Genomic DNA, 22590 nt, shown 5'->3' with positions numbered 1-22590 from the left:
GAAACCCAAATGTATAAAAAATTCATACTAACAAAAAAATTAGATAAAGTTATGCAGTTTTGCTGCAAGTATACGTCGAAGATGATAACAATGTAAATATAATAGAACTAATAATTAATGAGTTCAAGGTTGATCTCAGAGAACAAAAAGATTCAGCAGCTAAAGCAACTTTACTTGATCAAGCTGCTATCTATGGATCTGAAAAAATTGTCAGTTTTCTACTTAGCAAAGGATTTAATCCTAATAATCAAGATTTTCAAGGACAAACTTCAGTACATAGAGCAATAATTGCTAATAGTTTGCCAACTGTTATTACACTCATTAAAGCTAAAGCAGATTTAAATGTTCAAGATAATCAAAAATTTGCGTCTCTTTATTTCGCACGTTTACTTGAATATACTCCAATAGTCAACGAATTAAAAGCAGCCGGAGCAGAGCTAATTGCTCCAAGTGGTAAATTCTATAATTATGTAGCATTCGCCAAAGAGGTATTGAAGAACAAGGGAAAAGTAACAGCTAAACTTGTAGAACCGCAACCAGAGGAAGATAAAATCTTAGGCTTTTACAAAGGAATGGCAGATTTTTATAAAGCTATTTTATCAGAAAAAAATAACGAAAAATATTTTGTAGGTGCGATCGATGGTATAAAAAGCTTCCTTGAGCAATTAGCAAAACCTTCTGAGAAGATGTCATCTGATGAAATGCCATATGTCATTAACAGCTTAGAAACGTTAATTAGATTATATAAGCACTATCAATATCAAGAGAGTGCTGAATTGCAAAAATATATAATAGATAAAGCTACAACCTTGGAGTTATCTACTATTCTGACAGTATTATATAATATAATGTGTATAGAGTGCTTAGGAGTAGCAGATGACAATAATGCCATTAAATATGCTGAATATGCCCATAATTATCTAATTAAGAGTTTCAAAAAACTACCAGCTGGAACATATAATGAATCGTTATATGAGATCTTATTTAATCTAGGATTAGCGTGGAAACATTCTGATATAGCAAAGTCTTTAGAGTATTTTTCTCAGGCGGAAAAATTAACGCCAGATGATCAAGGGGCAATAATGGAACAATTAAACCATTATATTAATAATGGTGATATTTACAATATTTCAAGGCAAATAGCAAAAATTAAAGATAGTGCTATTAGAGAGTTGTATCAAATAATGCTTAATATTGTTGGGTCTGCACCAAATTTTTCTATTTTAACAGCATTAGAAAACCATGCAAAGACGTTAACAGATCCAGCACTGCAAAATTTATCTACAATAATGCTGCAATTTGCATCTAAGCAAGATGCTTCCCTTGCAGAATTAGGTACGTTTTTTCAGAATAATACACATCAGAACGATTATTTAGCGATTTATAAAGAAATATGGATAAAATTCTTTTTACAACATAAGGAATTTAACAAAGCCATTGAGTGTTGCAATGAAATCACTATTTGTTGTACAAAGGAGCTTAATATACCAATTAAATTATTTAAAATATTAAAAATTTGTAAAGAAGCTGGGTTATGGCAAGAAGGGTTAGAATTTATTAACCAGCAGTACAAACAATATCCTGAAATTTTAGGACATCATACTTTCCCTCTTCTTAAATATCTAGAATTTATATTTTATAAACAGAATGGTTTGGAAGAAAAATCTGAACCCTGCTTACAGTTTCTAAAAGAGAATGCTAGCTTAGGCGATAGGTCTGCTCTGTTACTATCCTCTGCTCAAGATTTTGCTTTTTATATAGCTGTAGAAAAAGAGGATTTTAACACAGCCATGTGTTATTTAAATAACGCAACTAGTTTAGATTCATCAACTATAGCTAAAATAAAGCTACTTAGTTCATTACTAGCAAAACTTCAAAAAGAGCAGGAACAAGCCCCCCTAGCCCAGCCTGCTATCATAGAGACTGCAGAAGAGAATAATATTGTTTCAATCAACTTGATCAAGGATCCTGGCAAGTTAAATGAGTTTATTAGTAATCTTACTCCGAGGTCAATACATGCTTATTTTCAATACCATTAATATTATAATTCTATTCTTAAATTTTGATTGACATGCTATAAATTAATTTGTCATTCCGAGTACTCTTGTCATTCACGCGTAGGCGGGAATCTAGTATAAACCCCTGCCTACGCAGGGGTGACATAAAGTTGAGATGACATAGAACAGAATTGCTTCGTCGGCTCAAGGCTCCTCGCAATGACGGTTGAGGCTCAAGGCTCCTCACAATGACAGTGCTGATAAAGAAGCGTTGCATCACCATAACTAAAAAATCGCATTTTTTGATCTATAGCATATTTGTAGATATTAGTTATTTCCTGATAGCCAGCAAATGCACAAACTAACATGAATAATGTAGATTTTGGCAAATGAAAATTGGTAACTAACATATCGACAATTTGAAATTTAAATCCTGGTCTAATAAAAATGGCTGTTTCAAATCCACCATTTGTTATTTGCCCATTATTTGCTATGGCGTTACTTTCTAATGCTCGTAAGGTGGTAGTGCCGACGGCTATTATTCGTCTATTTTCTTTTTTTGCCTTATTAATCATATCTTCAGTTTTTTTATCTATATGATAATACTCTGAATGCATTTGATGTTGATCAATATCTTCAGTTTTAACTGGTAGGAACGTCCCTGCCCCAACATGCAAGGTAATAAAGGCAGTTTCAATATTTTTTGCTTTAACTAATGCCAACAACTGTTCGGAGAAATGTAGCCCTGCAGTTGGGGAGGCTACTGCTCCATGGTTCTTGCTATAAACTGTTTGATATCTATTATAGTCAAATTCTTCTGAATTGCCTATATCATCCTCTAAATTAGCGTCCTTTGGTAAACTTTCTCCCCTTTTGATATAAGGAGGTAGCGGGATTTCACCATATTTCTCTAAAAACTCAAAAATTGAGATATTATCTAGAGCAAAAGCCACCTCAACTTGTCCCATTCCAAGCTTTTTACTTATAATAATCTTATTACCAGCAAACTCAAACTGATCTTCAATGGCAAGTCTTTTTGATGGCTTGGCAAAACCATGCCAATAATTATCACTTATTGCCTTGTTTAGGTATAATTCGATCTTTTTACCAGATTTATTCAGTAGCAATTTGGCGTTAATAACTTTCGTGTCATTAAATACCATTAAATCACCAGGGCATAGATAGTCGATTATATCATGAAACTTGGTCTGCACTAAGTGATTATTTGGGGCAGCTACCAATAAATTAGACTCATCTCGTTTTTTTGCTGGGTTCTGGGCTATTAATTCACTCGGTAAAGTAAAATCAAAATCAGATAATTTCATTAGTTCTCCTGCAAAACTTTACGTCATTGCGAGAAGGCGTAGCCGACGAAGCAATCCATTTGGATTGCCGCGTCGCCGCAAAGCAGCTCTGAGCCATGACGCTTGGCAAGAGGTCTATTCAGGCAATACTTCTCCATCATCACTACCATCTTGCATATTTTCTTCTTCTGTTTCAGGGCTTTCAGCAATCAACGCAACAGAAACTACTTTTTCTTCTTGCTCAGTTTTAAATAATATTACCCCGCTAGTATTACGTCCAGTGATACGTACCGATTCAAGTTTACACCTAATTAGTTTGCCGTTATTAGTAATTAGCATCAACTCATCAGATATATTAACCGGCATTACGCCAACAACCAAGCCTGTTTTATTAGACACATCCATATTAACAACACCGCTCCCACCACGATTAGTAATCCTATACTCATATGCCGAACTTCTCTTGCCAAAACCATTTTCCGTAACAGTGAGGATAAATTCTTCAGACAGTGCCATTTCCAAAATTTGTTCTTTAGTTAAATTTACCCCATATTCTTCTGGAGTAAATTCTTTACCATCAGCTATTAACAATCTTTCCTCTAGAGGAATTGATCGGTAAGTTTCTCTTTCATCCATAGTGCAGGAGATGCCTTTTAATATGGTCATAGAGATAACATAATCGCCTGAAGCAAGTCTCATCCCTCTTACTCCATCAGAAGTGCGGCTTTTAAATACCCTAACTGAACTAGCAGGGAATCTTATGGCTTTACCAGATTTTGTTGCCAGTAACACATGATCTTCATCTTTACAAACTTTAACATCTATTAAAAGGTCATTATCATCAAGCCTAATAGCAATTTTACCATTTGATTGAATACGTTTAAAGTCTGATAAATCATTTCTCCTGATATTACCTTGGCTTGTAGCAAAAATAATATTCAAACTATCCCACTCATCCTGATTCTCAGGTAATGGCATAATATTATTGATATGCTCTCCTTCTTTTAAAGGTAAAATATTGACTATTGGTCTGCCCTTACTCTGAGGATTACCGAGCGGTAATTTGTATAATTTTAAGCTATATACTTGACCAATATTTGAGAAAAATAACATTGGTGTGTGAGTACTACCAACAAATATTTGAGTAGTAATATCCTCGTCTCTCATTGACAGCCCTGACCTGCCCTTCCCTCCCCGGTTCTGTGCTCTATAGGTAGCAAGAGGTACGCGTTTAATATAACCGCCTAATGTTACGGTCACAACCATTTCTTCTCTTTGGATAAGATCCTCTATATCCTGATCGAAATCACCAAATTCAATGCTAGTAAGACGTGGTGTAGCGAATTCATCTTTAATTCTAATTAACTCGTTTTTTAAAATCTCTAAAAGCTTTTCACGGGATGATAAAATAGCAGTATAGCCTGTAATTTCCTCAGCAATTTCTCCTAGATCACTTTCTAATTTATTCTTCTCCATAGCAGTTAAACGTTGTAACCGCATTTCAAGAATAGCTTTTGTCTGTGTTTCAGTAAAATAACAGTTACCATCATCGGCTATCACCGCTCTATCATCAACAAGTTTTACTAAATTTATGATAGTTGATGCATCCCAAGTCCTTTGCATTAATTGCTCTTTAGCACTTGCCGGATCACTTGAAGATTTAATAATTCTAATAACTTCATCAATGTTACTAACGGCAATAATTAGTCCCAATAAAATATGAGCTTTATCCCGAGCCTTATTTAATAAATATATCGTTCTCCGAGTGATTACTATTTCTCTAAAATTAACAAAAGCCGCTATTACTTCTTTTAAGTTCATAACTTCTGGTAGCCCGTCTTTTAGAGCTAACATAATCACCCCAAAACTGGTTTGTAACTGAGTATAAGAATATATTTGGTTTAGCACCACTTCGGCTACCACGTCTTTCTTTATTTCAATTACTACTCTAATACCATCTTTATTTGATTCATCTCTAAGATCGCTGATACCCTCTATCCGTTTTTCTTTGACTAATTCAGCAATTTTCTCAACTAATTTAGCTTTATTAACCATATATGGTATTTCTGTAATAATAATAGCCTGTCTATTATTAGCAATCTCTTCAATTTCTGCTCGACCTCTAGTTAGAATACTCCCCCTGCCCGTTAAGTAAGCCGACCTAATACCGTTTGTACCAAGTACAATACCAGCCGTTGGAAAATCAGGACCTTTAACCACTGACATAAGTTCTAATATTTCTATATCATTATTATCAACATATAGGCAGCAAGCATCAATAATCTCTCCAAGATTATGAGGCGGAATATTGGTGGCCATACCAACAGCAATACCATTAGTACCATTTATCAAGAGATTTGGAAACATTGATGGCAATACTGTAGGCTCTTTCTCAGAACCATCATAATTTGGAGCAAAATCAACGGTTTCTTTGTCAATATCTTCAAGTAATGTATGAGTAACTTTAGCCAGTCTTGACTCTGTATACCTCATAGCAGCAGGTGCATCACCATCTCTCGAACCAAAATTACCCTGTCCATTAATTAGTGGTAATCCTAAAGAAAAATCCTGTGCCATTCTTACTAATGAGTCATAAATTGCCGCATCACCATGTGGATGATATTTACCCATTACATCACCAATAATTCTCGCTGACTTACGATGAGGTTTGTTAAAGTAGTTAGAAGCTTCATACATTGCATAAAGGATTCTGCGATGTACTGGCTTTAGACCATCGCGTACATCTGGAATAGCCCTACTGACAATTACACTCATTGCATAATCTAAGTATGAGCCTTTCATCTCATCTTCAATGTTAACAGATATTAAGTTTTGATGATCTATAATAGCCACAGTTAGAACCCACATTTATTAAAGTAATATTCGAATGGTTTAAGTATAGTACATATTCGGAAAGAAATCTATCGTTGAATGAGCATAGGCTAGCTAGGAAAGATATTTTTTTCAAGATGATTGAGATTATATATTTAATGATATATAATAATTATTTGAGGTAAGTATATTTAGGAAATATTTATGGACGATAAAAACCAAAATAAAAAACTGACATGGATGGAAATTTTTGAAAAATTGTCACTAATACCAACAGGGAATTCTTTTGATAAAGAAGGTAGAGCAGATTCACCAATTGAAGAAAAAGGAGAATCAAACAAAAGATATAGTGATACATATCCCTACTTCAATGATTTTTGATAAGGTATAGTCAATTGATGAGAAGTTGGGGATATAATCACTCCTAGTCCCAAATTTTCTTGAGTTGACTATAGAATTAACAACATAGAAGGAAGTAGTTGATATGCAAAAATATTTAGACCCAACAAATGATAGTCTATTTAAGAAAATCTTTAGTGATCTGGAGAGGCTAAAAGAATTTCTTAATAGTATTCTTGATTTACCTGAAAAGCATAGAATTAAGGAAATCAACTTTCTTTCATTAGAACATTTACCTAGAATTCATCAAGGTAAGAGAAGTGTATTTGATTTGAAAGTTAAAGATGAGTCAGATCATTGGTACATTATCGAGATGCAGAAAAGAAATGAAACCGATTATTTAAAAAGATTACAATATTATTCTGCTCATTCATATGTTCAACAACTTACAGAAGGGGTGACTCACAATGATTTATTACCGATAGTAGTAATATCATTAATGAAATCAAAAATATTTGCTGAAGAAGTACCATATATAAGTTTTCATAAAACTATTGAGACCACAACTAAGAAACAGCAACACATATTTGATATATCGTATGTCTTTATAGAGCTTAAAAAATTTAAAGATATTAAGCAACCATTATTGAGTATTGCCGATGAGTGGTTACATCTATTTAAATATGCAACAAAAGAAAATACCCCCCCTGTAGGAATTAAAAGTAGTAAGGTATTAGAAGCTTACCATGTTATCGAGATGCATGGACTAACACCAGCAGAATACGACTTATATGTAAGATGCAAATTGCAGGAAGATGCGGAAGATATTGCTTTAGAAGAAAGCTTTAAAGAAGGTGAAGCTAAAGGCAAAGCTGAGGGTAAAGCTGAAGGTAAAATAACCATGGCAAAGAAAATGTTGGCTAAAAGAAAGCCAATAGATGAAATCATTGAATTTACCGAACTAACCATTGAGGAAATAAAAGCGTTAAAGGAAGAAATAGAACAGTCAAAAAAGAATAGCCTATGAGCAAAAGTAAATGACAACTTACAATTGCTTTTTAGGCTAACGCATTCTTGCAATGATATTAGTTTTTTATAGAATTTTTAAAGAAAATGTTTAGATAAAAAAAACTGTAAATTAAATAATTCTAATGCTTCTGCTAATGATTTTGGTAATGGCACTAAATTATATTGTTGATCAAAAGCATTACCATATATTTTACTGATATTATTAATTTTATCAGGAAATTCCAGACCTAATAATATAGAATTTAAAATAGTGAAAATTGCCAAATAAGGATCGGTTAGTGGGCTTGCTATTCGATGTTCTAGTCTTCTAGGAAACGAATCAGGAATACGTACAGCAACAGTTCTATTGTTATTACCAAAAGACACATTAGTTGGTGCCATAAAATTTTTATCGAAGCGAAGATAATCATCTTCATTCGGCATAAATACCAAAAAACTATCGAGCATATAATGACAGATGCTCTGTCCTATTATATCTAATGAATATGGATTGCCACGATCACTACGTGATCTCGCAATGACGTTTGTATTATAACTCGTCATTGCGAGGCGGCGTGAGCCGACGAAGCAATCCAAATTTAATTTTTCTGGATTGCCACGATCACTACATGATCTCGCAATGACGTTTGGGAGAGTTTGCTTCGCTGCTACTAAAGTATCTTCTCTCAATAACGTTGAAGAATCTATAAAATTTACATGAAAATGCATACTACTACCATAATCGTTGGGAAATGGTTTGGCAGAAAAATTTACCTTGCCCTGCAATTTTTTTGCAATAATTTGTATTTTAGACTTAGTGCTACTAATTTTTCCTATATACTCAATTATGTTAGTAGAAGGTGGTAAATCTATCTCAAATTGATTATCACCTTTTTCTTTCTTAACTACTATGCCAAGCAGAGTTTGCAATTCGAGTGGAGCAATATTTTTGCTCAAATAAAACTCTATTTCCACTCCAATACAAGGGGTTAGTGAATAGTCTGTTTGGAATTTGTTGATGATTTTTTGCAATGCATTGTTCTTTTGCAAATGATCTGATAGTTTATAAATAAAATCCTGTGGAGTTGTCATGTGCATCAGTTAGTAAAGAATAAAGTATATTATAAAATTTTTGATAAAAGCTTCAAGCAATCTAGTCATGTTTATAGTAAAAAAAATAAGTCTGGTGTTTCTAATAACTTAGAAATTGTCCAAAATAATAGGTTAGCAGTAGTTCAACATTATAATGCTGATAACATTATCATTTTGCAGCAAATGCATGGTACCAAAGTTATTGATGCTGATCTTGATATTGATACTGATACTGATATTGAAGCTGATGGAGCCGTTACTACAAAAAAAAATCTAGTGCTAGCAATACAAAGTGCTGACTGTGTTCCTGTGTTATTTAGTAGCGAAGATGGTATGGTTATAGGGACTGCTCATTGTGGTTGGCGTGGGGCTAAAGCCGGTATCATTAATAATGTGGTAAAATTAATGCACAACAAAGGAGCTAAAAACATCAAAGCTATTATTTGCCCTAGTATTCAACAATGTTCTTATGAAGTTGATCAGGAATATTACGATAATTTTATAAAACAACGAGCTGATTATTCAAAATTCTTTATTAATTCCTTGAAAATAGGATATTATATGTTTGATTTACCAGCTTATGTAGAACTTCAATTGCAAGAAGCGGGTGTTAAAGATATAACCAGGATATTAGAGGATACCTATAGTAATCCTGAGAAATATATAAGTTATCGACGTTGTTGCCATACTGGAGAGTTATATAACCATACCATATTATCTACTATTGTAATTTGTAATTAAGAAGTAAATAAAGCAAATGTTTAAAATTTTAAAAATATCTTGTATTTTACTAATCGTATTATGCAAAAATTATGAGCTATGTGCAGCAGAATATAGCTTTGAAGAAGCAAAAAACAAGTATTATGATCTAAAATTATTGCAGCCTAAAGAAGATGATGATGGTCGAATTCAAACTCTTAATAAGAGAGGAGCAATGTCACCACAATTAGATGAGGTAACAAAGAAATTTATAGAATTTTCAAAAAACCGGATGGTTTTAGAAATCGGTGGGGCTTATGGAAAAGCTATGATGGAAACACTAAAGAAGCAACATAACGTTACTTACCATTTAAATGATCTTGATGAACGTCATCTTTTTATTGCAGCACACAACATAGAAACATTAAAATTAAACCAATCAACTTTAGATAAAATTAAATTTATCTCTGGTGATATTACTTCAAACTTAGAAATTCATGATAAGTATGATGCTATTCTGATAGCCCGGGTTTTACATTTCTTTTCTCCAGAGCAATTAGATAAGGCAGTTGCCAACATATTTAATCTGTTAAAAGATGGAGGAAGGGTTTATGCAATTGCTATTACGCCATATGTTAAGCGTTATGAAAGGTTTATTCCTGAATATGAGAAAAGAGTATTAAATAAAGAACCATTTCCTGGTTATGTTCAATCTGTAAAAAATTGGCTAAACACCTCAGTTACTAGCTCTAACCAGCTTGCGTCAATTAATGATGAACCGTTTATGTTTATGGATCAAAATGTACTAACTACCATCTTTAAAAAACATAATTTTAGAATAATTGAATGTAAAATAGCTGGATTAAAGTATAAATCAAAAACATGGTCTCTAGATGGCAGAGAGACGGTGATTTTGATAGCAGAGAAATTAAGTAACTAAAGATATTTAAGGAGATATTATGAAATCACATAGTTTTACATCTGATGATGCTATACAAAGTTCGGATAAAAATTTACAATTTATAGCAGAATGCTTTGATCCTAAATATGACAAAGATTATAAAGATGAGATTGAAGTACAACGTAGATTTAATAAGGATATAGAACGAAAAGCGGTCTTTTATATTGAGACTCCAAATGGGGGGCTAGTAGACCTAATAGCTCAGTGTAAGGTAGGTAAAGATGATGAGTATAAAGTAACCTATCAAGACATGCATAAGGCATTAACCAATGATTATAAATTGTCAACACAACAAACAGAATATATCTTAGCAGCAAATTATCAAGCTGGTATAGCTGGTGGTATGGCTGGATTTAACAAACTAAAAGCAAAAACATACGATGATTGCTACTATAAGGATGGTACGGATGTTATAATGAATGAGTGGCTAAGAGATGGTGTTGTGTCGAAGATTATTATAGATAAAGATAATAATCTATCATATGTTGGAGAACAGAAAGCCATATTTGATTGTAGTAAGTACGTTTTAGCTCCATTTTCAGACCTTAGAGATATGGTAGATACAAAATTTAATAGCCAAGATTTTATGGCGATAAATATTACAGCTACATTAGGAACAGTAGGAGAAGCCGAACCGAAACAGCAAGTAATAATTGATGTAGCTGGTACTGGAGAGGTTGCTAATCAATTTATTGGCAAGTTAGAAACAATCAAAGCATCCTGTCCTGCCAAAGATCCTTTATCAATTATTAAGAGTAATGGTGCTTTATCGAAGGAATTAGTAGCTGATGCTCTTAATGCTGAACAATATAAAGAAGCTGTAACAGAAAAAATTTCAGAAATTTTACATTCTGAACAAGATGAGACTAAAGCAATAACAGCATTAAAAAGACTAGATGGTGTTAAAGAGGCTTTAGCTGATTTGTTAGTAAAACAAATTGACCAAGCAATCGAAACTCAAAAAGATAAAAAAACCAATAAATTAAGTGCAGAGTCAATTAACGATATTGCTAAAGAAACTGTTGATCAGTTAAGTAAGTTTATTGCTCAACCAGACAAATATACAATGAATAAATTTTCTAAAGATTTAGTAAAAGAGCGAGCTACTTCATCGAATGTGATAGTTCCAAGGAAAAATTTTGTTGAAAAAATTTGTCAGTATTTAAAAAATAAATGGCACGGATATTCTTACGATAAAAGCAAGATAGCAGCACTTGAACAATTGCATGATAAAGCAAAAATTGTAGGACAGGCAGCAAAATCACATATTTCATCTAAAATATTAATATCACCACCTCCACATAATAAAAAAGAGGGGGTTAGGACAATTTAGAAAGAGTTATCGTAAGCAGAGGGCTAGATTCCCGCCTACACGCGGGAATGACAAGGGACTCAATGTCACCCCTGCTTACCTTAGTGTCACCCCTGCGAAGGCAGGGGTCTAAATTCCGCACCGAAGTAGGAATGACAAATTCACTCGTCCATATATGACTCTTTTCTGTGTAAACATATAGCCAATTAAAACCCCCGTATCCTTGCTATTGATTTGTTAGATCGCTCTTTGATAAAATTCAAAAATTGGCTAACTGAATCAACTATGTCATCATTTTTGCAATGTGGGAAATTTAACAATTCATTGAGTAATATACTATTAAAAGCCGATTGTTTTGGCAAAACTACGGCTGTAGATTGGAATAAAGCTAAAACTGAGGAGAATCTAGTAATTTTATCAAGTCTGGGCTTTATGGCAACTATATTAACAATCCCATCTAATCTTAGGTCTTGTATAACTTGCTGACCACTGGCTTTATCTTCAATTAATATATATCTAGGACAATATTTCTTGGCTAGTTTTTCTACTTGCCCCTTTAACTCTGGATAAGTAACTTTTTGCCTGAACATTGATACAAGATAATATTTCTTATCTAAAATACCCCAAGAGGTACAAACGCTATAATCAGCATTTTCTGAAATTTTAATGGCAGTATCCCAACTTTGCACAAAATAATCAAATTTTTTTGGTATGGTTTCATAAAAACTAATATCCTCAATATTTAACAATATACAATTATTAGATATTGGCTCTTGCAAATATTGAGCAGCATAATTATGCACACCAATTTCTTGTTCTAATTTTATCAGATAATCAGGATTATCGCGAAAACTATGCAAAATATCACCTGTAACATATTGATATTTATACTTATTGATTGAAAATATTTGTTCTCGTTTTGCCATAGCTGGAATTTTTAAATGATGCCAACAATTGGAATTTGCCAATAAATGTCCGCTTAAATCTTCTTCATGTAATCTTTGCATAACTAATACTATTGCTCCGGTATTTTTGTTGTTAAGTCTGGTGACAAAAGTTTGTTCAAACCATTCAATCACCCGTTTACGCATTTTGGGTGAATTGATTTGAGTAGGGTTATGTGGGTCATCAATAATGAGTATATCACCCCCCTCACCTGTTGCCGAACCACCAACTGACGTAGCAAACCTAAAACCATTATTATTTGTCAGAAATTTACTTTTTTGATTATGTTTCTTACTTAAAATAGTCTTCGGAAAAATTTGCTGATACCAATCGGAAGTAAGTACCAAACGACAATCTAAAGAATGTTTTACACTTAATACTTGAGAATAGCTGGCGGACATAATCCTTTTTGTTGGATCATGTCCTAATATCCAGGCTGGCCATGCTACTCCAATACATACAGATTTTAGAGACCTAGGCGGCATATTAATGATTAGCCTCTTAATATCTCCATTCTGTACTGCTTGCAAATATTCAGCAATTAGCTCAATATGCCAATTGGCTTGATATTCTACTCCAGGATTAATGGTATTAAATACTTTATTGATGAAACTATTAAAATCTTGCCTCAATATTGCATATAATAACTTCTTCGGATAAGTCATTGATATTTACTCAAAAATTCAGCTATAATTTCTTTGTCCTCTTCTTTCATTATGGTGTTTTCATTTAAATACTCATCTTTGCTAAGTTTATTTAGCTGAATAATTAAATTGACTAATTTATTCAGCGTTTCAGTAATATTCTTTTTAACTACTATCTCCCCCTTGGATTTTTTTGATTCTAGCTCATCTATTTCATCTTCAAGCAGAGAAACTATCTTAGCAATAAAACCATATAATGTAGTAATTGTATCGTTTGTCATAATCTATCTCCACCATCTATTGGTTTAAGACCGACAAGAGATCTCTTCTCGTTCAAAGTCATAAAACTAGCATTGGAGATTTTAGCCCATAAATTCTCTCGTTTTTCGGTCAATGCTGAAATACTATCCCGATCAAAATCAATAATAATCTCCTCTTGATACCAGTGAGACAACCAGTTACCTAAGGCGTCTGATAATTTATCAAGCAACGGAATTAACGTCTCTTCCCACAGAGCTAATCTAGCTTCTTGCATATTACTATAAGTATTATCACCATTGATACCTAACAATTGAGGGGGAATACCAAAAGCTAAAGCTATTTCCCTAGCTGCAGAGTTTTTTGCCTCGATAAAATCCATATCCTTGGGATTAATACTCATTTCTTGCCAGTCAAGTCCACCTTCTAAAAGAAGAGGCTTACCAGAATTATTGCTACTGGTAAATTTTTCGGTAAGTTGCTCGTGTAACCTATCAAACTGCTCATCACTAAGATAACCATTAGTTTCTTTGACTATCAATGCTCCACTTGGACGAGCTCCATTCCTCAGTAAAGAACTATTCCAGCTAGTAGCTTGCAAATGCAGATCGATTGACAAGGAAGCCGCATCAAGGCAAGATAGTCCATAATAACAGTTGGTAGGATGATAGTTTTTCAAATGTAGCACCTTGCTCATTCGATCAATTGATGAAATAGGATAAATTCTTTCTCCACTGCTATTTATATATCTATATGCTACTGGAGAATTCCTCTCTAATACTAATTCAGTCGAATTGGCAGGTAATAAGTAAATTTCTCGGGGACGATTATTTATTAATGTTACTAAAATATAAGCATTACCATATAACAGCTTACTTGCTATCACTTCACCAAAAAAATCTGCTCCAGCTTTTTCTGGATTAGGTTTTTTCAATAAATTATAAACAGGATGATTTGGCATTTTTTCAAAAGCCCCTCGGTTGTTTTTACTAACTATCCAAGGGACATGACTTGCTGACTGGGCTATTAAATTCACACATCGATAAACTATAACATTTTTACGATATGCCTCTATCCCAACTTTTACATCCCTAAATTCTGAATTCCCTAAACTATTAAAATCAATAAATGTATGAGATTTACAATTTTTGGCTTTAAAGACCTTTCTAAGATATTCTGTTATCATACTTACCTAAAATAAATTTCTTGTAATTACTTATAACATTATTTTATTGCTGCACTAAGTGTTGACGCATAAATATTTGTCAAATATTTAAATTTTTTTTATTGCATTACATACCTCCCTTGATTACAAATAAACCAACTAACCAATAAACAAGGAGAAATAATATGTCTAAGGAGAATTAAGATGACGAAAAGACCAAAACATGACCAGTTATTTAAGAAAATAATGGGAAATGAAATAGCAGCCCAAGAATTTTTAGAATATTATTTACCGAATAATTTTAAAGAAAAGATAGACTTATCCAAGATCAAAATAGAGCAAGAAAGTTATATTGAAGAGAGTTTGAGACGAAAATATAGTGACATAGTTTATTCGGTAAGAACTAAAAATGATGAGAGTGCATTCATCTATGTTTTGCTTGATCATCAATCGACATCTGATTATTGGATGGCACTAAGACTTTGGAGGTACACGTTATTATTATGTGAAAGGCATAAAAAGAGTGAGGATAAGCTACCATTAATTTGTCCGATTATCATGTATAATGGTGTAGATAAATATCATGCTCCAAGGAATTTATGGAATTTATTTACGGATTCTGAGCAAGCTAAAAAACTGATGACGGAAGATTACCAATTGGTAGATTTACAGAGTATGTCTGATGATGAGATAGTGCAGAAGAAACATTTAGGGATGATGGAATATGTGATGAAGCATATACATCAGCGAGATATGATAAAATTATGGGAGCAGTTTTTAGAAAGGTTTAAGTTAGAAATATTAGTGGATAAAGAGAATGGTTATATTTACTTAAGATCGTTTTTATGGTATACTGATGCCAAATTGCCTGAAGAAAAGCAATCGGAATTAGAACAGTTACTAGCTAAATATTTATCTGAAGAAGAAAAAGGAAATATTATGAGAACCATTGCACAAAAATATATCGATGAAGGAGAAGCTAGAGGAGAAGCTAGAGGAGAAGAGAAAAAAGCTATGGCTGTAGCTAAAAATTTACTTAAAGTTGGTGTGTCAATTGATATCATCTCTACATCCACAGGATTGTCTAAAAAAGCAATAGAAGAGTTGATGGTATAATAGGAAAAGCTTTAGCTAAGAAAATGGTTATAAGTCTGGCATCTGTATACCAAATACCAAAAATAACACCAAAAGGCTTAAGCAAAATATGAATATACCAATAATAAGATGACGAAAAGACCAAAACATGATCAATTATTTAAGAAAATAATGGGAAATGAAATAGCAGCCCAAGAATTTTTAGAATATTATTTACCGAATAATTTTAAAGAAAAGATAGACTTATCCAAGATCAAAATAGAGCAAGAAAGTTATATTGAAGAGAGTTTGAGACGAAAATATAGTGACATAGTTTATTCGGTAAGAACTAAAAATGATGAGAGTGCATTCATCTATGTTTTGCTTGATCATCAATCGACATCTGATTATTGGATGGCACTAAGACTTTGGAGGTACACGTTATTATTATGTGAAAGGCATAAAAAGAGTGAGGATAAGCTACCATTAATTTGTCCGATTATCATGTATAATGGTGTAGATAAATATCATGCTCCAAGGAATTTATGGAATTTATTTACGGATTCTGAGCAAGCTAAAAAACTGATGACGGAAGATTACCAATTGGTAGATTTACAGAGTATGTCTGATGATGAGATAGTGCAGAAGAAACATTTAGGGATGATGGAATATGTGATGAAGCATATACATCAGCGAGATATGATAAAATTATGGGAGCAGTTTTTAGAAAGGTTTAAGTTAGAAATATTAGTGGATAAAGAGAATGGTTATATTTACTTAAGATCGTTTTTATGGTATACTGATGCCAAATTGCCTGAAGAAAAGCAATCGGAATTAGAACAGTTACTAGCTAAATATTTATCTGAAGAAGAAAAAGGAAATATTATGAGAACCATTGCACAAAAATATATCGATGAAGGAGAAGCTAGAGGAGAAGCTAGAGGAGAAGAGAAAAAAGCTATGGCTGTAGCTAAAAATTTACTTAAAGTTGGTGTGTCAATTGATATCATCTCTACATCCACAGGATTGTCTAAAAAAGCAATAGAAGAGTTGATGGTATAATAGGAAAAGCTTTAGCTAAGAAAATGGTTATAAGTCTGGCATCTGTATACCAAATACCAAAAATAACACCAAAAGGCTTAAGCAAAATATGAATATACCAATAATAAGATGACGAAAAGACCAAAACATGATCAATTATTTAAGAAAATAATGGGAAATGAAATAGCAGCCCAAGAATTTTTAGAATATTATTTACCGAATAATTTTAAAGAAAAGATAGACTTATCCAAGATCAAAATAGAGCAAGAAAGTTATATTGAAGAGAGTTTGAGACGAAAATATAGTGACATAGTTTATTCGGTAAGAACTAAAAATGATGAGAGTGCATTCATCTATGTTTTGCTTGATCATCAATCGACATCTGATTATTGGATGGCACTAAGACTTTGGAGGTACACGTTATTATTATGTGAAAGGCATAAAAAGAGTGAGGATAAGCTACCATTAATTTGTCCGATTATCATGTATAATGGTGTAGATAAATATCATGCTCCAAGGAATTTATGGAATTTATTTACGGATTCTGAGCAAGCTAAAAAACTGATGACGGAAGATTACCAATTGGTAGATTTACAGAGTATGTCTGATGATGAGATAGTGCAGAAGAAACATTTAGGGATGATGGAATATGTGATGAAGCATATACATCAGCGAGATATGATAAAATTATGGGAGCAGTTTTTAGAAAGGTTTAAGTTAGAAATATTAGTGGATAAAGAGAATGGTTATATTTACTTAAGATCGTTTTTATGGTATACTGATGCCAAATTGCCTGAAGAAAAGCAATCGGAATTAGAACAGTTACTAGCTAAATATTTATCTGAAGAAGAAAAAGGAAATATTATGAGAACCATTGCACAAAAATATATCGATGAAGGAGAAGCTAGAGGAGAAGAGAAAAAAGCTATGGCTGTAGCTAAAAATTTACTTAAAGTTGGTGTGTCAATTGATATCATCTCTACATCTACAGGATTGTCTAAAAAAGCAATAGAAGAGTTGGTGGTATAATTTTACAAAAAGCTCTGAGATGTTATAGATTCCGCACCGAAGCTACGATGGCAAGATACGCAGGAACGACAATTTAAGATTACTTAGTCGGCTTACGTCGCTTTGCAATGATGAAGTAATGTTATAATCAATTGATGAGAAGTTGGTGACGTCGTTACTCATCGCTCCTAACCCTAAATTCTTCTGAATTGACTATAGTCGAATTAGCTATAAAGAAAAATGTTCACAACAAACTTAGTAAAATTGCTTGTCATTTTGTTTCCATTCTATTAAAGTATTAGTATGTACTAGCCTAATAAGTTATGGTGGTGTTAATGATAACAATTTTATCAAGGCAATTATTATATGTTCAGCACTCTTAAATATTCGTTTACAGCTATTCTTTTGATAGTACCAATGCTTGCTTGTGCCAACATAGAACCCAAATATAAGGTCAGAAATTTTATGGTATAAAATAATGTTGTAGCTAATCTGACGTCATTGCGAAGAGGTATAAAGTCGACGAAGTAATCCATTTGTGGTTACTTTATGGATTGTTTTGTCGCTACTAAAGTAGTTCTGAGCCATGACGTTGTGTTGCAAACATTAAAACATTAATGCAAGATGCATTAATGTAAAGAATTTAAACAATGAGTTATATTAAATGTCTGCTCAAATAATAGAGTTATTAATTTTTGCTGCGATTGCTTTTTTTATTATAAATAGGTTAATTGCTACGCTTGGCTCTACATCAGATGAAGATCCATCTAAAGGTAAATCTTCCTTTTTCGGTGAAACAGGAATCAGAGACGTTACTTGCACAGCAAAAGCTGATACTAGTGTTTTTTTTAAGAAAAATTTACCTCAAACTATGGTAAAACCAGCCCCTATCAATCCTATGGAATTTGATGGATTAATAGTTGATGAAGATTCTGTGGCTATAATAGCTGGAATTCAAGCTATATCTGCTAAACTTCCATCATTTCAAGCAAGAAAATTTTTGCATAGTGCAAAGGCAGCCTTTGAGCTGATCATTGAAGCTTCTAACGATGATGATATTGACGATTTACTGACATTAGTGGATAAAAGATATATTCAAGAGTTTCATATTTTTTCTCAAACCTATGGAGAATTTGTTCATGGTAGCGTACTAGATGCCCAAATTTCTGAAGCTTATACATTTGCGAATAATATTTTTCTAAAAGTATTATTCACAGGTAAAAAGGTAACTAGTAAGATAAAAAACATGAAAGAAGAATGGACGTTTTCCAGAAGTCTTATTTCTAAAAATACAGATTGGTTTTTAACTAATGTTGTTCGCCTAGAAAATGAGGAACAGCTAACTTCTTAGCCTCTGATGATTCACCAGTATAAATTATATTTTGGTAATTAAGTTTGATAACAGTAAACAAAGCTGGGTGATCGTTCTCTACATTAACAATAATTTTTACGATTTGGGGGAATTCTTTGGTTAATATCTTAAACATATAATCAAGCACTAGCATACCGTAATATCTCGTACTACCAGTTTTATTAGTTAAAATAACAGGATCGTGAAATTCAGATAAAAACTCTCGTGCATCACTTAAGTTTTCTATTGTATAAGTTGTTGGGTTTGGCATTTTATAAACCTATATAGTAATTGATAAGAAATTACTGACGTCACCACTCATTGCTTTTGCTAGCCAATTCTTGAAAGCAGAGAAATATAAATTTGTTCACAGCTCCTAATAAAATCTTTTACTAATAAAACAGCAAATTGGTATAGACAAAATATATATAGAGGCAATGAATGGTAATAAATACCATGGATATATAATAAGACTTATGATGATAACAGCAAACACCATCATAGCTAATGATAAATATTCGTGTTTTATCTTAATATTTTTTGTCGAAAATGTTGGCAACCTACTAGCCAGTAAAAAAGCAATTACCACAATATATAGACCTATTATAATGGTATGGGTACGAATATTGATACCTAAAATGCCACTCACTTCAAAATCTAAAATCATGGGAATTAGAGCAAGTAAAGCTCCACAAGGAGCAGGTACACCAGTAAAAAAATATTCTAGTTTCTTATTATTTGCCTCATGAAAAATAGCAGTATTAAATCTTGCAAGCCTTAATGCCATACATACGATAAATAGCAATATAGTTCCCCATGAAAATACTTTATATTCATATTGTTGAAAAGACCATAAATATACAAGACAAGCCGGCACTACTCCAAAATTAGCAAAATCACATAATGAGTCCAGTTCAGCACCAAAAGGACTAGTAGCATTTAGCATCCGTGCTATCCTACCATCAATTCCATCTATTATAGCAGCAACTAAGGTGCAATATACAGCCCTTTCCCATATACCATCCAATCCAAATTTAATGGCACTAATACCAATGACAAGCCCCAATAGAGTGATAAAATTAGGAAGCAATTTTATAAACGGAATTGGTTTTGTTATTCTAACTTTGCGTATTCTAATCAATTTATACCTATATACTTACATTAAAGTAGCAATAGCCTCACCTTCTTTCAAATTTAAGTTCAGATGTTTTTTTGTTCTTAAAATCAGCAATAATAGTTTCTCCACCAACTGCAGTTTGCCCTTCAGTAACACAAAGGGCAGTTTTAAGTGGCAAATAAACGTCCGCTCTACTACCAAAACGGATAATACCATATCTATCACCAATTCTAACCTCAGTATCTTCTTCTAAGTCACATAATATCCTTCTGGCTATTAATCCTGCTATTTGGACAAAAGCAATTTTATGCCCACTTTTTGTTTCCATTAAAACAGATTGACGTTCATTATAGATACTGGCTTTATCAAGAGAAGCATTAAAAAACTTTCCTGGATTATAATGTAGAGATAAAATCTTACCGTTAGCTGGAATACGATTTACATGAATATTAAAAATATTCAAAAAAATACTAACTCTAATCATCTCCTGATCACCAAGACCAAGTTCTATCGGCGGAACTGCTTCAGTTATTTTTTGTACTATTCCGTCTGCTGGGCTAACCACCAAATCGTCACTAATCGGGGTAAATCGATCCGGATTTCTAAAAAAATATACACACCAAATTGTCATAACCAATCCTATATACCCACAGGTATTATTGACAGTAAAGAGTAAAAAAGTTATCACAGCAAAGCTTACAATAAATATGTAGCCTTCTCGATGAATAATCTTCGACAAATCATTATATTGCTTCATTCTCACTCTCTAATTTGTATTATTTACTTTTGGCAATATTGTTATTATACATTATATTATTAATGACACTAATAGGTAATTGCATTTTATTTTTATTTTTTTTTATTATTCACCTTATGCAACCCTCATAGCAATTTAAAAATTGCAGACAAGTACCCATCATTGCGAAGAGTGCATAAACCTCAAACGTCATTGCGAGAAGCTACTATTTTAGTAGCGGTGAAGCAATCCATTTTTAATAACTTTTCTGGATTGCTTCGTGACCTTACGGTCTCCTCGCAATGACGGTTTCTCAATTATTGTTTTCTTAAACTACGCCTATGCACAATGACGGAAATAATTTTAGCCAAACGTCATTGCGATGAGGTGCAAAGCACGAACGAAGCAATCCATCCAGATATATCATATATCATCGCTAATATCATTATTACTTTCTGATTCTTCATTTTTTTCAGCTCTATCATCCTCTTCTTGGGCTGAACCAAGAGCATACACACATAATTCTTCAAGTAATACATTATTCTTATTAGCCAGTTCTTGTAGTTTAGTAATTGCATCCATGACCTCTGCTGGTATTTTTCCACCACGTTGCTTTGATAACCAGTCATCCTGAAAATGCAAAGGATGATGTCCCGGCTCAGGCTGCCCTACATATATGGTAAACGGTGCCATTTGCCCACCAAAATCACAATTAACAGTAAATTTCTTCATAATATAACATCAAATTATTAAAAATCCCTATATAGCAAATCTAAATCATTTTTGTGTCACCCCTGCATAAGCAGGGGTCTAGATTCCCGCCTACGCGGGAATGACATGGTAAAAACGTCATTGCGAAGAGGCGTGAGCCGACGAAGCAATCCAAGAAAATGGTTAGAAATGGATTGCTTCGACCTACTTGCGTGGTCTCGCAATGATGTCTGAGGTTTGTATACTCATACTACTCAGGTTAGCTATAATAAATGTTCAAATTTCTTAGAAAGTTCATAATTAGTAGCAACAAACATTTCATCATTATTTATTATTGCTCCACCTGCTTCTCGGACGATTAGATCAAAGCCAGCTTTCAAAGTATAATTTAATGATGAACAATAAACAACATCAATCTTACCAGCTGCCAGTAGTAGCATTCCATAACAATGACAACCAAGAACCCTAGCATTTTTCAAAAAAACTGGGTTAATATTAAGATCATCGGTAGCGATTAGAAAATTATCAACACTATTACAACCAGAAACCCTTAATCTACTATTGTTACTAGTATTATTTTCTGACCATACCCCTCTTCCTTTTTCAACATAATAAATCTCATCAAAAGCTGGAAAATTTATCACCGTACATATCGTAGTTAAAATTTGATTAATCTTCTTTAAACACGTTATAGATACAGCAAAAAATGGTAGGCTCTTTTCTAAATTACTAAAACCATCCAGCGGATTTATTAGTAAAACCATCTCTTCACTATTATCTAGTTTAAACTTATCCTCTGGAAAGAATAACGCACTTGTATATTTTTGCAACTCATTACGTAATAAATCTTGTGCTTTAACATAAGCTTTATTACAAAAATCATAATTTCCTTTACTAGACCTTTGAAGCATTCCTAGCTCCAAAAAATCTCTATGCAAAAATTTAACAGCTTTACGTGAAGCAGCAATAAGTAAACTGGTTATCGGTTGTTGCATA

Annotated in this window: 21 protein-coding genes; 10 read left to right on the top strand and 11 right to left on the bottom strand. The window is 32.9% G+C overall.

The window, feature by feature from the left end:
• Window positions 1-59 precede the first annotated feature (59 nt).
• Window positions 60-2039 carry an ankyrin repeat domain-containing protein gene (locus tag ACQH6S_RS07655; protein ID WP_425364479.1) on the top strand — a complete coding sequence of 660 codons (1980 nt, stop codon included), beginning with the start codon at window positions 60-62 and terminating at the stop codon, window positions 2037-2039.
• Window positions 2040-2230: 191 nt separating this feature from the next.
• Here ACQH6S_RS07655 and queA read toward each other — a convergent pair whose 3' ends face one another.
• Both queA and gyrA read right to left on the bottom strand, forming a co-directional pair.
• Window positions 2231-3322 carry a tRNA preQ1(34) S-adenosylmethionine ribosyltransferase-isomerase QueA gene (gene queA / locus ACQH6S_RS07650; protein ID WP_425360284.1) on the bottom strand — a complete coding sequence of 364 codons (1092 nt, stop codon included), beginning with the start codon at window positions 3320-3322 and terminating at the stop codon, window positions 2231-2233.
• A gap of 114 nt (window positions 3323-3436) precedes the next feature.
• Window positions 3437-6103, bottom strand: coding sequence for a DNA topoisomerase (ATP-hydrolyzing) subunit A (gene gyrA, locus ACQH6S_RS07645; protein WP_425364718.1), 2667 nt, complete (start codon window positions 6101-6103; stop codon window positions 3437-3439).
• Between the two features lie 234 nt (window positions 6104-6337).
• On the opposite strand from gyrA, the gene ACQH6S_RS07640 reads away from it, so the two are divergent.
• Window positions 6338-6514, top strand: coding sequence for a hypothetical protein (locus tag ACQH6S_RS07640; RefSeq protein ID WP_341748929.1), 177 nt, complete (start codon window positions 6338-6340; stop codon window positions 6512-6514).
• Between the two features lie 103 nt (window positions 6515-6617).
• On the top strand, window positions 6618-7499 hold the full coding sequence (locus ACQH6S_RS07635; protein ID WP_425360285.1) for an Rpn family recombination-promoting nuclease/putative transposase: 882 nt from the start codon (window positions 6618-6620) through the stop codon (window positions 7497-7499).
• Window positions 7500-7576: 77 nt separating this feature from the next.
• On the opposite strand, the gene ACQH6S_RS07630 is transcribed toward ACQH6S_RS07635, so the two are convergent.
• Window positions 7577-8572, bottom strand: coding sequence for a glutamine synthetase (locus ACQH6S_RS07630; RefSeq protein ID WP_425360286.1), 996 nt, complete (start codon window positions 8570-8572; stop codon window positions 7577-7579).
• Between ACQH6S_RS07630 and pgeF the strand changes: the two genes are divergently transcribed.
• From pgeF to ACQH6S_RS07615, 3 genes are read left to right on the top strand one after another with little or no spacing between them, the layout of a single operon-like run.
• Window positions 8573-9313, top strand: coding sequence for a peptidoglycan editing factor PgeF (pgeF, locus tag ACQH6S_RS07625; protein WP_094649672.1), 741 nt, complete (start codon window positions 8573-8575; stop codon window positions 9311-9313).
• A 16-nt stretch (window positions 9314-9329) separates the two neighbouring features.
• On the top strand, window positions 9330-10211 hold the full coding sequence (locus tag ACQH6S_RS07620) for a class I SAM-dependent methyltransferase (RefSeq protein WP_425360287.1): 882 nt from the start codon (window positions 9330-9332) through the stop codon (window positions 10209-10211).
• Window positions 10212-10230: 19 nt separating this feature from the next.
• A complete protein-coding gene (locus tag ACQH6S_RS07615; RefSeq protein WP_425364478.1) occupies window positions 10231-11565 on the top strand; it encodes a hypothetical protein in 1335 nt (444 codons plus the stop codon).
• Between the two features lie 185 nt (window positions 11566-11750).
• Here the strand turns inward: ACQH6S_RS07615 and terL are convergent, their stop codons facing one another.
• The 3 genes from terL to ACQH6S_RS07600 are packed head-to-tail and all read right to left on the bottom strand — an operon-like array spanning window position 11751 to window position 14577.
• A complete protein-coding gene (gene terL / locus ACQH6S_RS07610; protein WP_375333853.1) occupies window positions 11751-13154 on the bottom strand; it encodes a phage terminase large subunit in 1404 nt (467 codons plus the stop codon).
• The gene (locus ACQH6S_RS07605; RefSeq protein ID WP_341749493.1) at window positions 13151-13414 is read right to left on the bottom strand and encodes a hypothetical protein; all 264 of its coding nucleotides are present in this window, start codon (window positions 13412-13414) and stop codon (window positions 13151-13153) included. The genes terL and ACQH6S_RS07605 overlap by 4 nt, the downstream gene beginning before the upstream one ends.
• Window positions 13411-14577, bottom strand: a complete 1167-nt coding sequence (locus tag ACQH6S_RS07600) for a phage portal protein (RefSeq protein ID WP_425360289.1) — start codon at window positions 14575-14577, stop codon at window positions 13411-13413. The genes ACQH6S_RS07605 and ACQH6S_RS07600 overlap by 4 nt, the downstream gene beginning before the upstream one ends.
• A gap of 183 nt (window positions 14578-14760) precedes the next feature.
• On the opposite strand from ACQH6S_RS07600, the gene ACQH6S_RS07595 reads away from it, so the two are divergent.
• The 4 genes from ACQH6S_RS07595 to ACQH6S_RS07580 all read left to right on the top strand — a co-directional run bounded on the left by ACQH6S_RS07595 (window position 14761) and on the right by ACQH6S_RS07580 (window position 19030).
• Entirely contained in the window at window positions 14761-15672 is a 912-nt protein-coding gene (locus ACQH6S_RS07595) for an Rpn family recombination-promoting nuclease/putative transposase (RefSeq protein WP_425364477.1), read from the top strand.
• 108 nt (window positions 15673-15780) lie between these two features.
• Window positions 15781-16692 (top strand): Rpn family recombination-promoting nuclease/putative transposase, encoded by a 912-nt coding sequence (locus ACQH6S_RS07590; RefSeq protein ID WP_425364477.1) that lies wholly within the window; start codon window positions 15781-15783, stop codon window positions 16690-16692.
• Between the two features lie 108 nt (window positions 16693-16800).
• Window positions 16801-17700 carry an Rpn family recombination-promoting nuclease/putative transposase gene (locus tag ACQH6S_RS07585; protein ID WP_425360290.1) on the top strand — a complete coding sequence of 300 codons (900 nt, stop codon included), beginning with the start codon at window positions 16801-16803 and terminating at the stop codon, window positions 17698-17700.
• Between the two features lie 643 nt (window positions 17701-18343).
• Window positions 18344-19030: a Tim44 domain-containing protein gene (locus ACQH6S_RS07580; protein ID WP_425360291.1), complete on the top strand. Its 687-nt coding sequence runs from the start codon at window positions 18344-18346 to the stop codon at window positions 19028-19030.
• Here ACQH6S_RS07580 and ACQH6S_RS07575 read toward each other — a convergent pair.
• From ACQH6S_RS07575 to ACQH6S_RS07555, 5 genes are all read right to left on the bottom strand, one after another.
• Entirely contained in the window at window positions 18987-19301 is a 315-nt protein-coding gene (locus ACQH6S_RS07575; protein WP_425360292.1) for a hypothetical protein, read from the bottom strand. The two genes, ACQH6S_RS07580 and ACQH6S_RS07575, sit on opposite strands and share 44 nt — an antisense overlap.
• 105 nt (window positions 19302-19406) lie before the next feature.
• On the bottom strand, window positions 19407-20171 hold the full coding sequence (locus tag ACQH6S_RS07570) for a phosphatidylcholine/phosphatidylserine synthase (RefSeq protein ID WP_341748945.1): 765 nt from the start codon (window positions 20169-20171) through the stop codon (window positions 19407-19409).
• Window positions 20172-20208: 37 nt separating this feature from the next.
• On the bottom strand, window positions 20209-20904 hold the full coding sequence (locus ACQH6S_RS07565) for a phosphatidylserine decarboxylase (RefSeq protein WP_094649169.1): 696 nt from the start codon (window positions 20902-20904) through the stop codon (window positions 20209-20211).
• A 402-nt stretch (window positions 20905-21306) separates the two neighbouring features.
• Complete coding sequence (locus tag ACQH6S_RS07560) at window positions 21307-21615, bottom strand: DUF2610 domain-containing protein (protein ID WP_341748947.1); 309 nt, start codon at window positions 21613-21615, stop codon at window positions 21307-21309.
• Between the two features lie 242 nt (window positions 21616-21857).
• Window positions 21858-22589, bottom strand: a complete 732-nt coding sequence (locus ACQH6S_RS07555; protein WP_425360293.1) for an inositol monophosphatase family protein — start codon at window positions 22587-22589, stop codon at window positions 21858-21860.
• Between the last annotated feature and the right edge of the window lies 1 nt (window position 22590).

The organism is Candidatus Tisiphia endosymbiont of Mystacides longicornis (assembly GCF_964031095.1).
Taxonomy (GTDB): domain Bacteria; phylum Pseudomonadota; class Alphaproteobacteria; order Rickettsiales; family Rickettsiaceae; genus Tisiphia.
The sequence above is the reverse complement of the archived record's forward strand: the minus strand, read 5'-3'. Positions and strand labels throughout refer to the sequence as shown.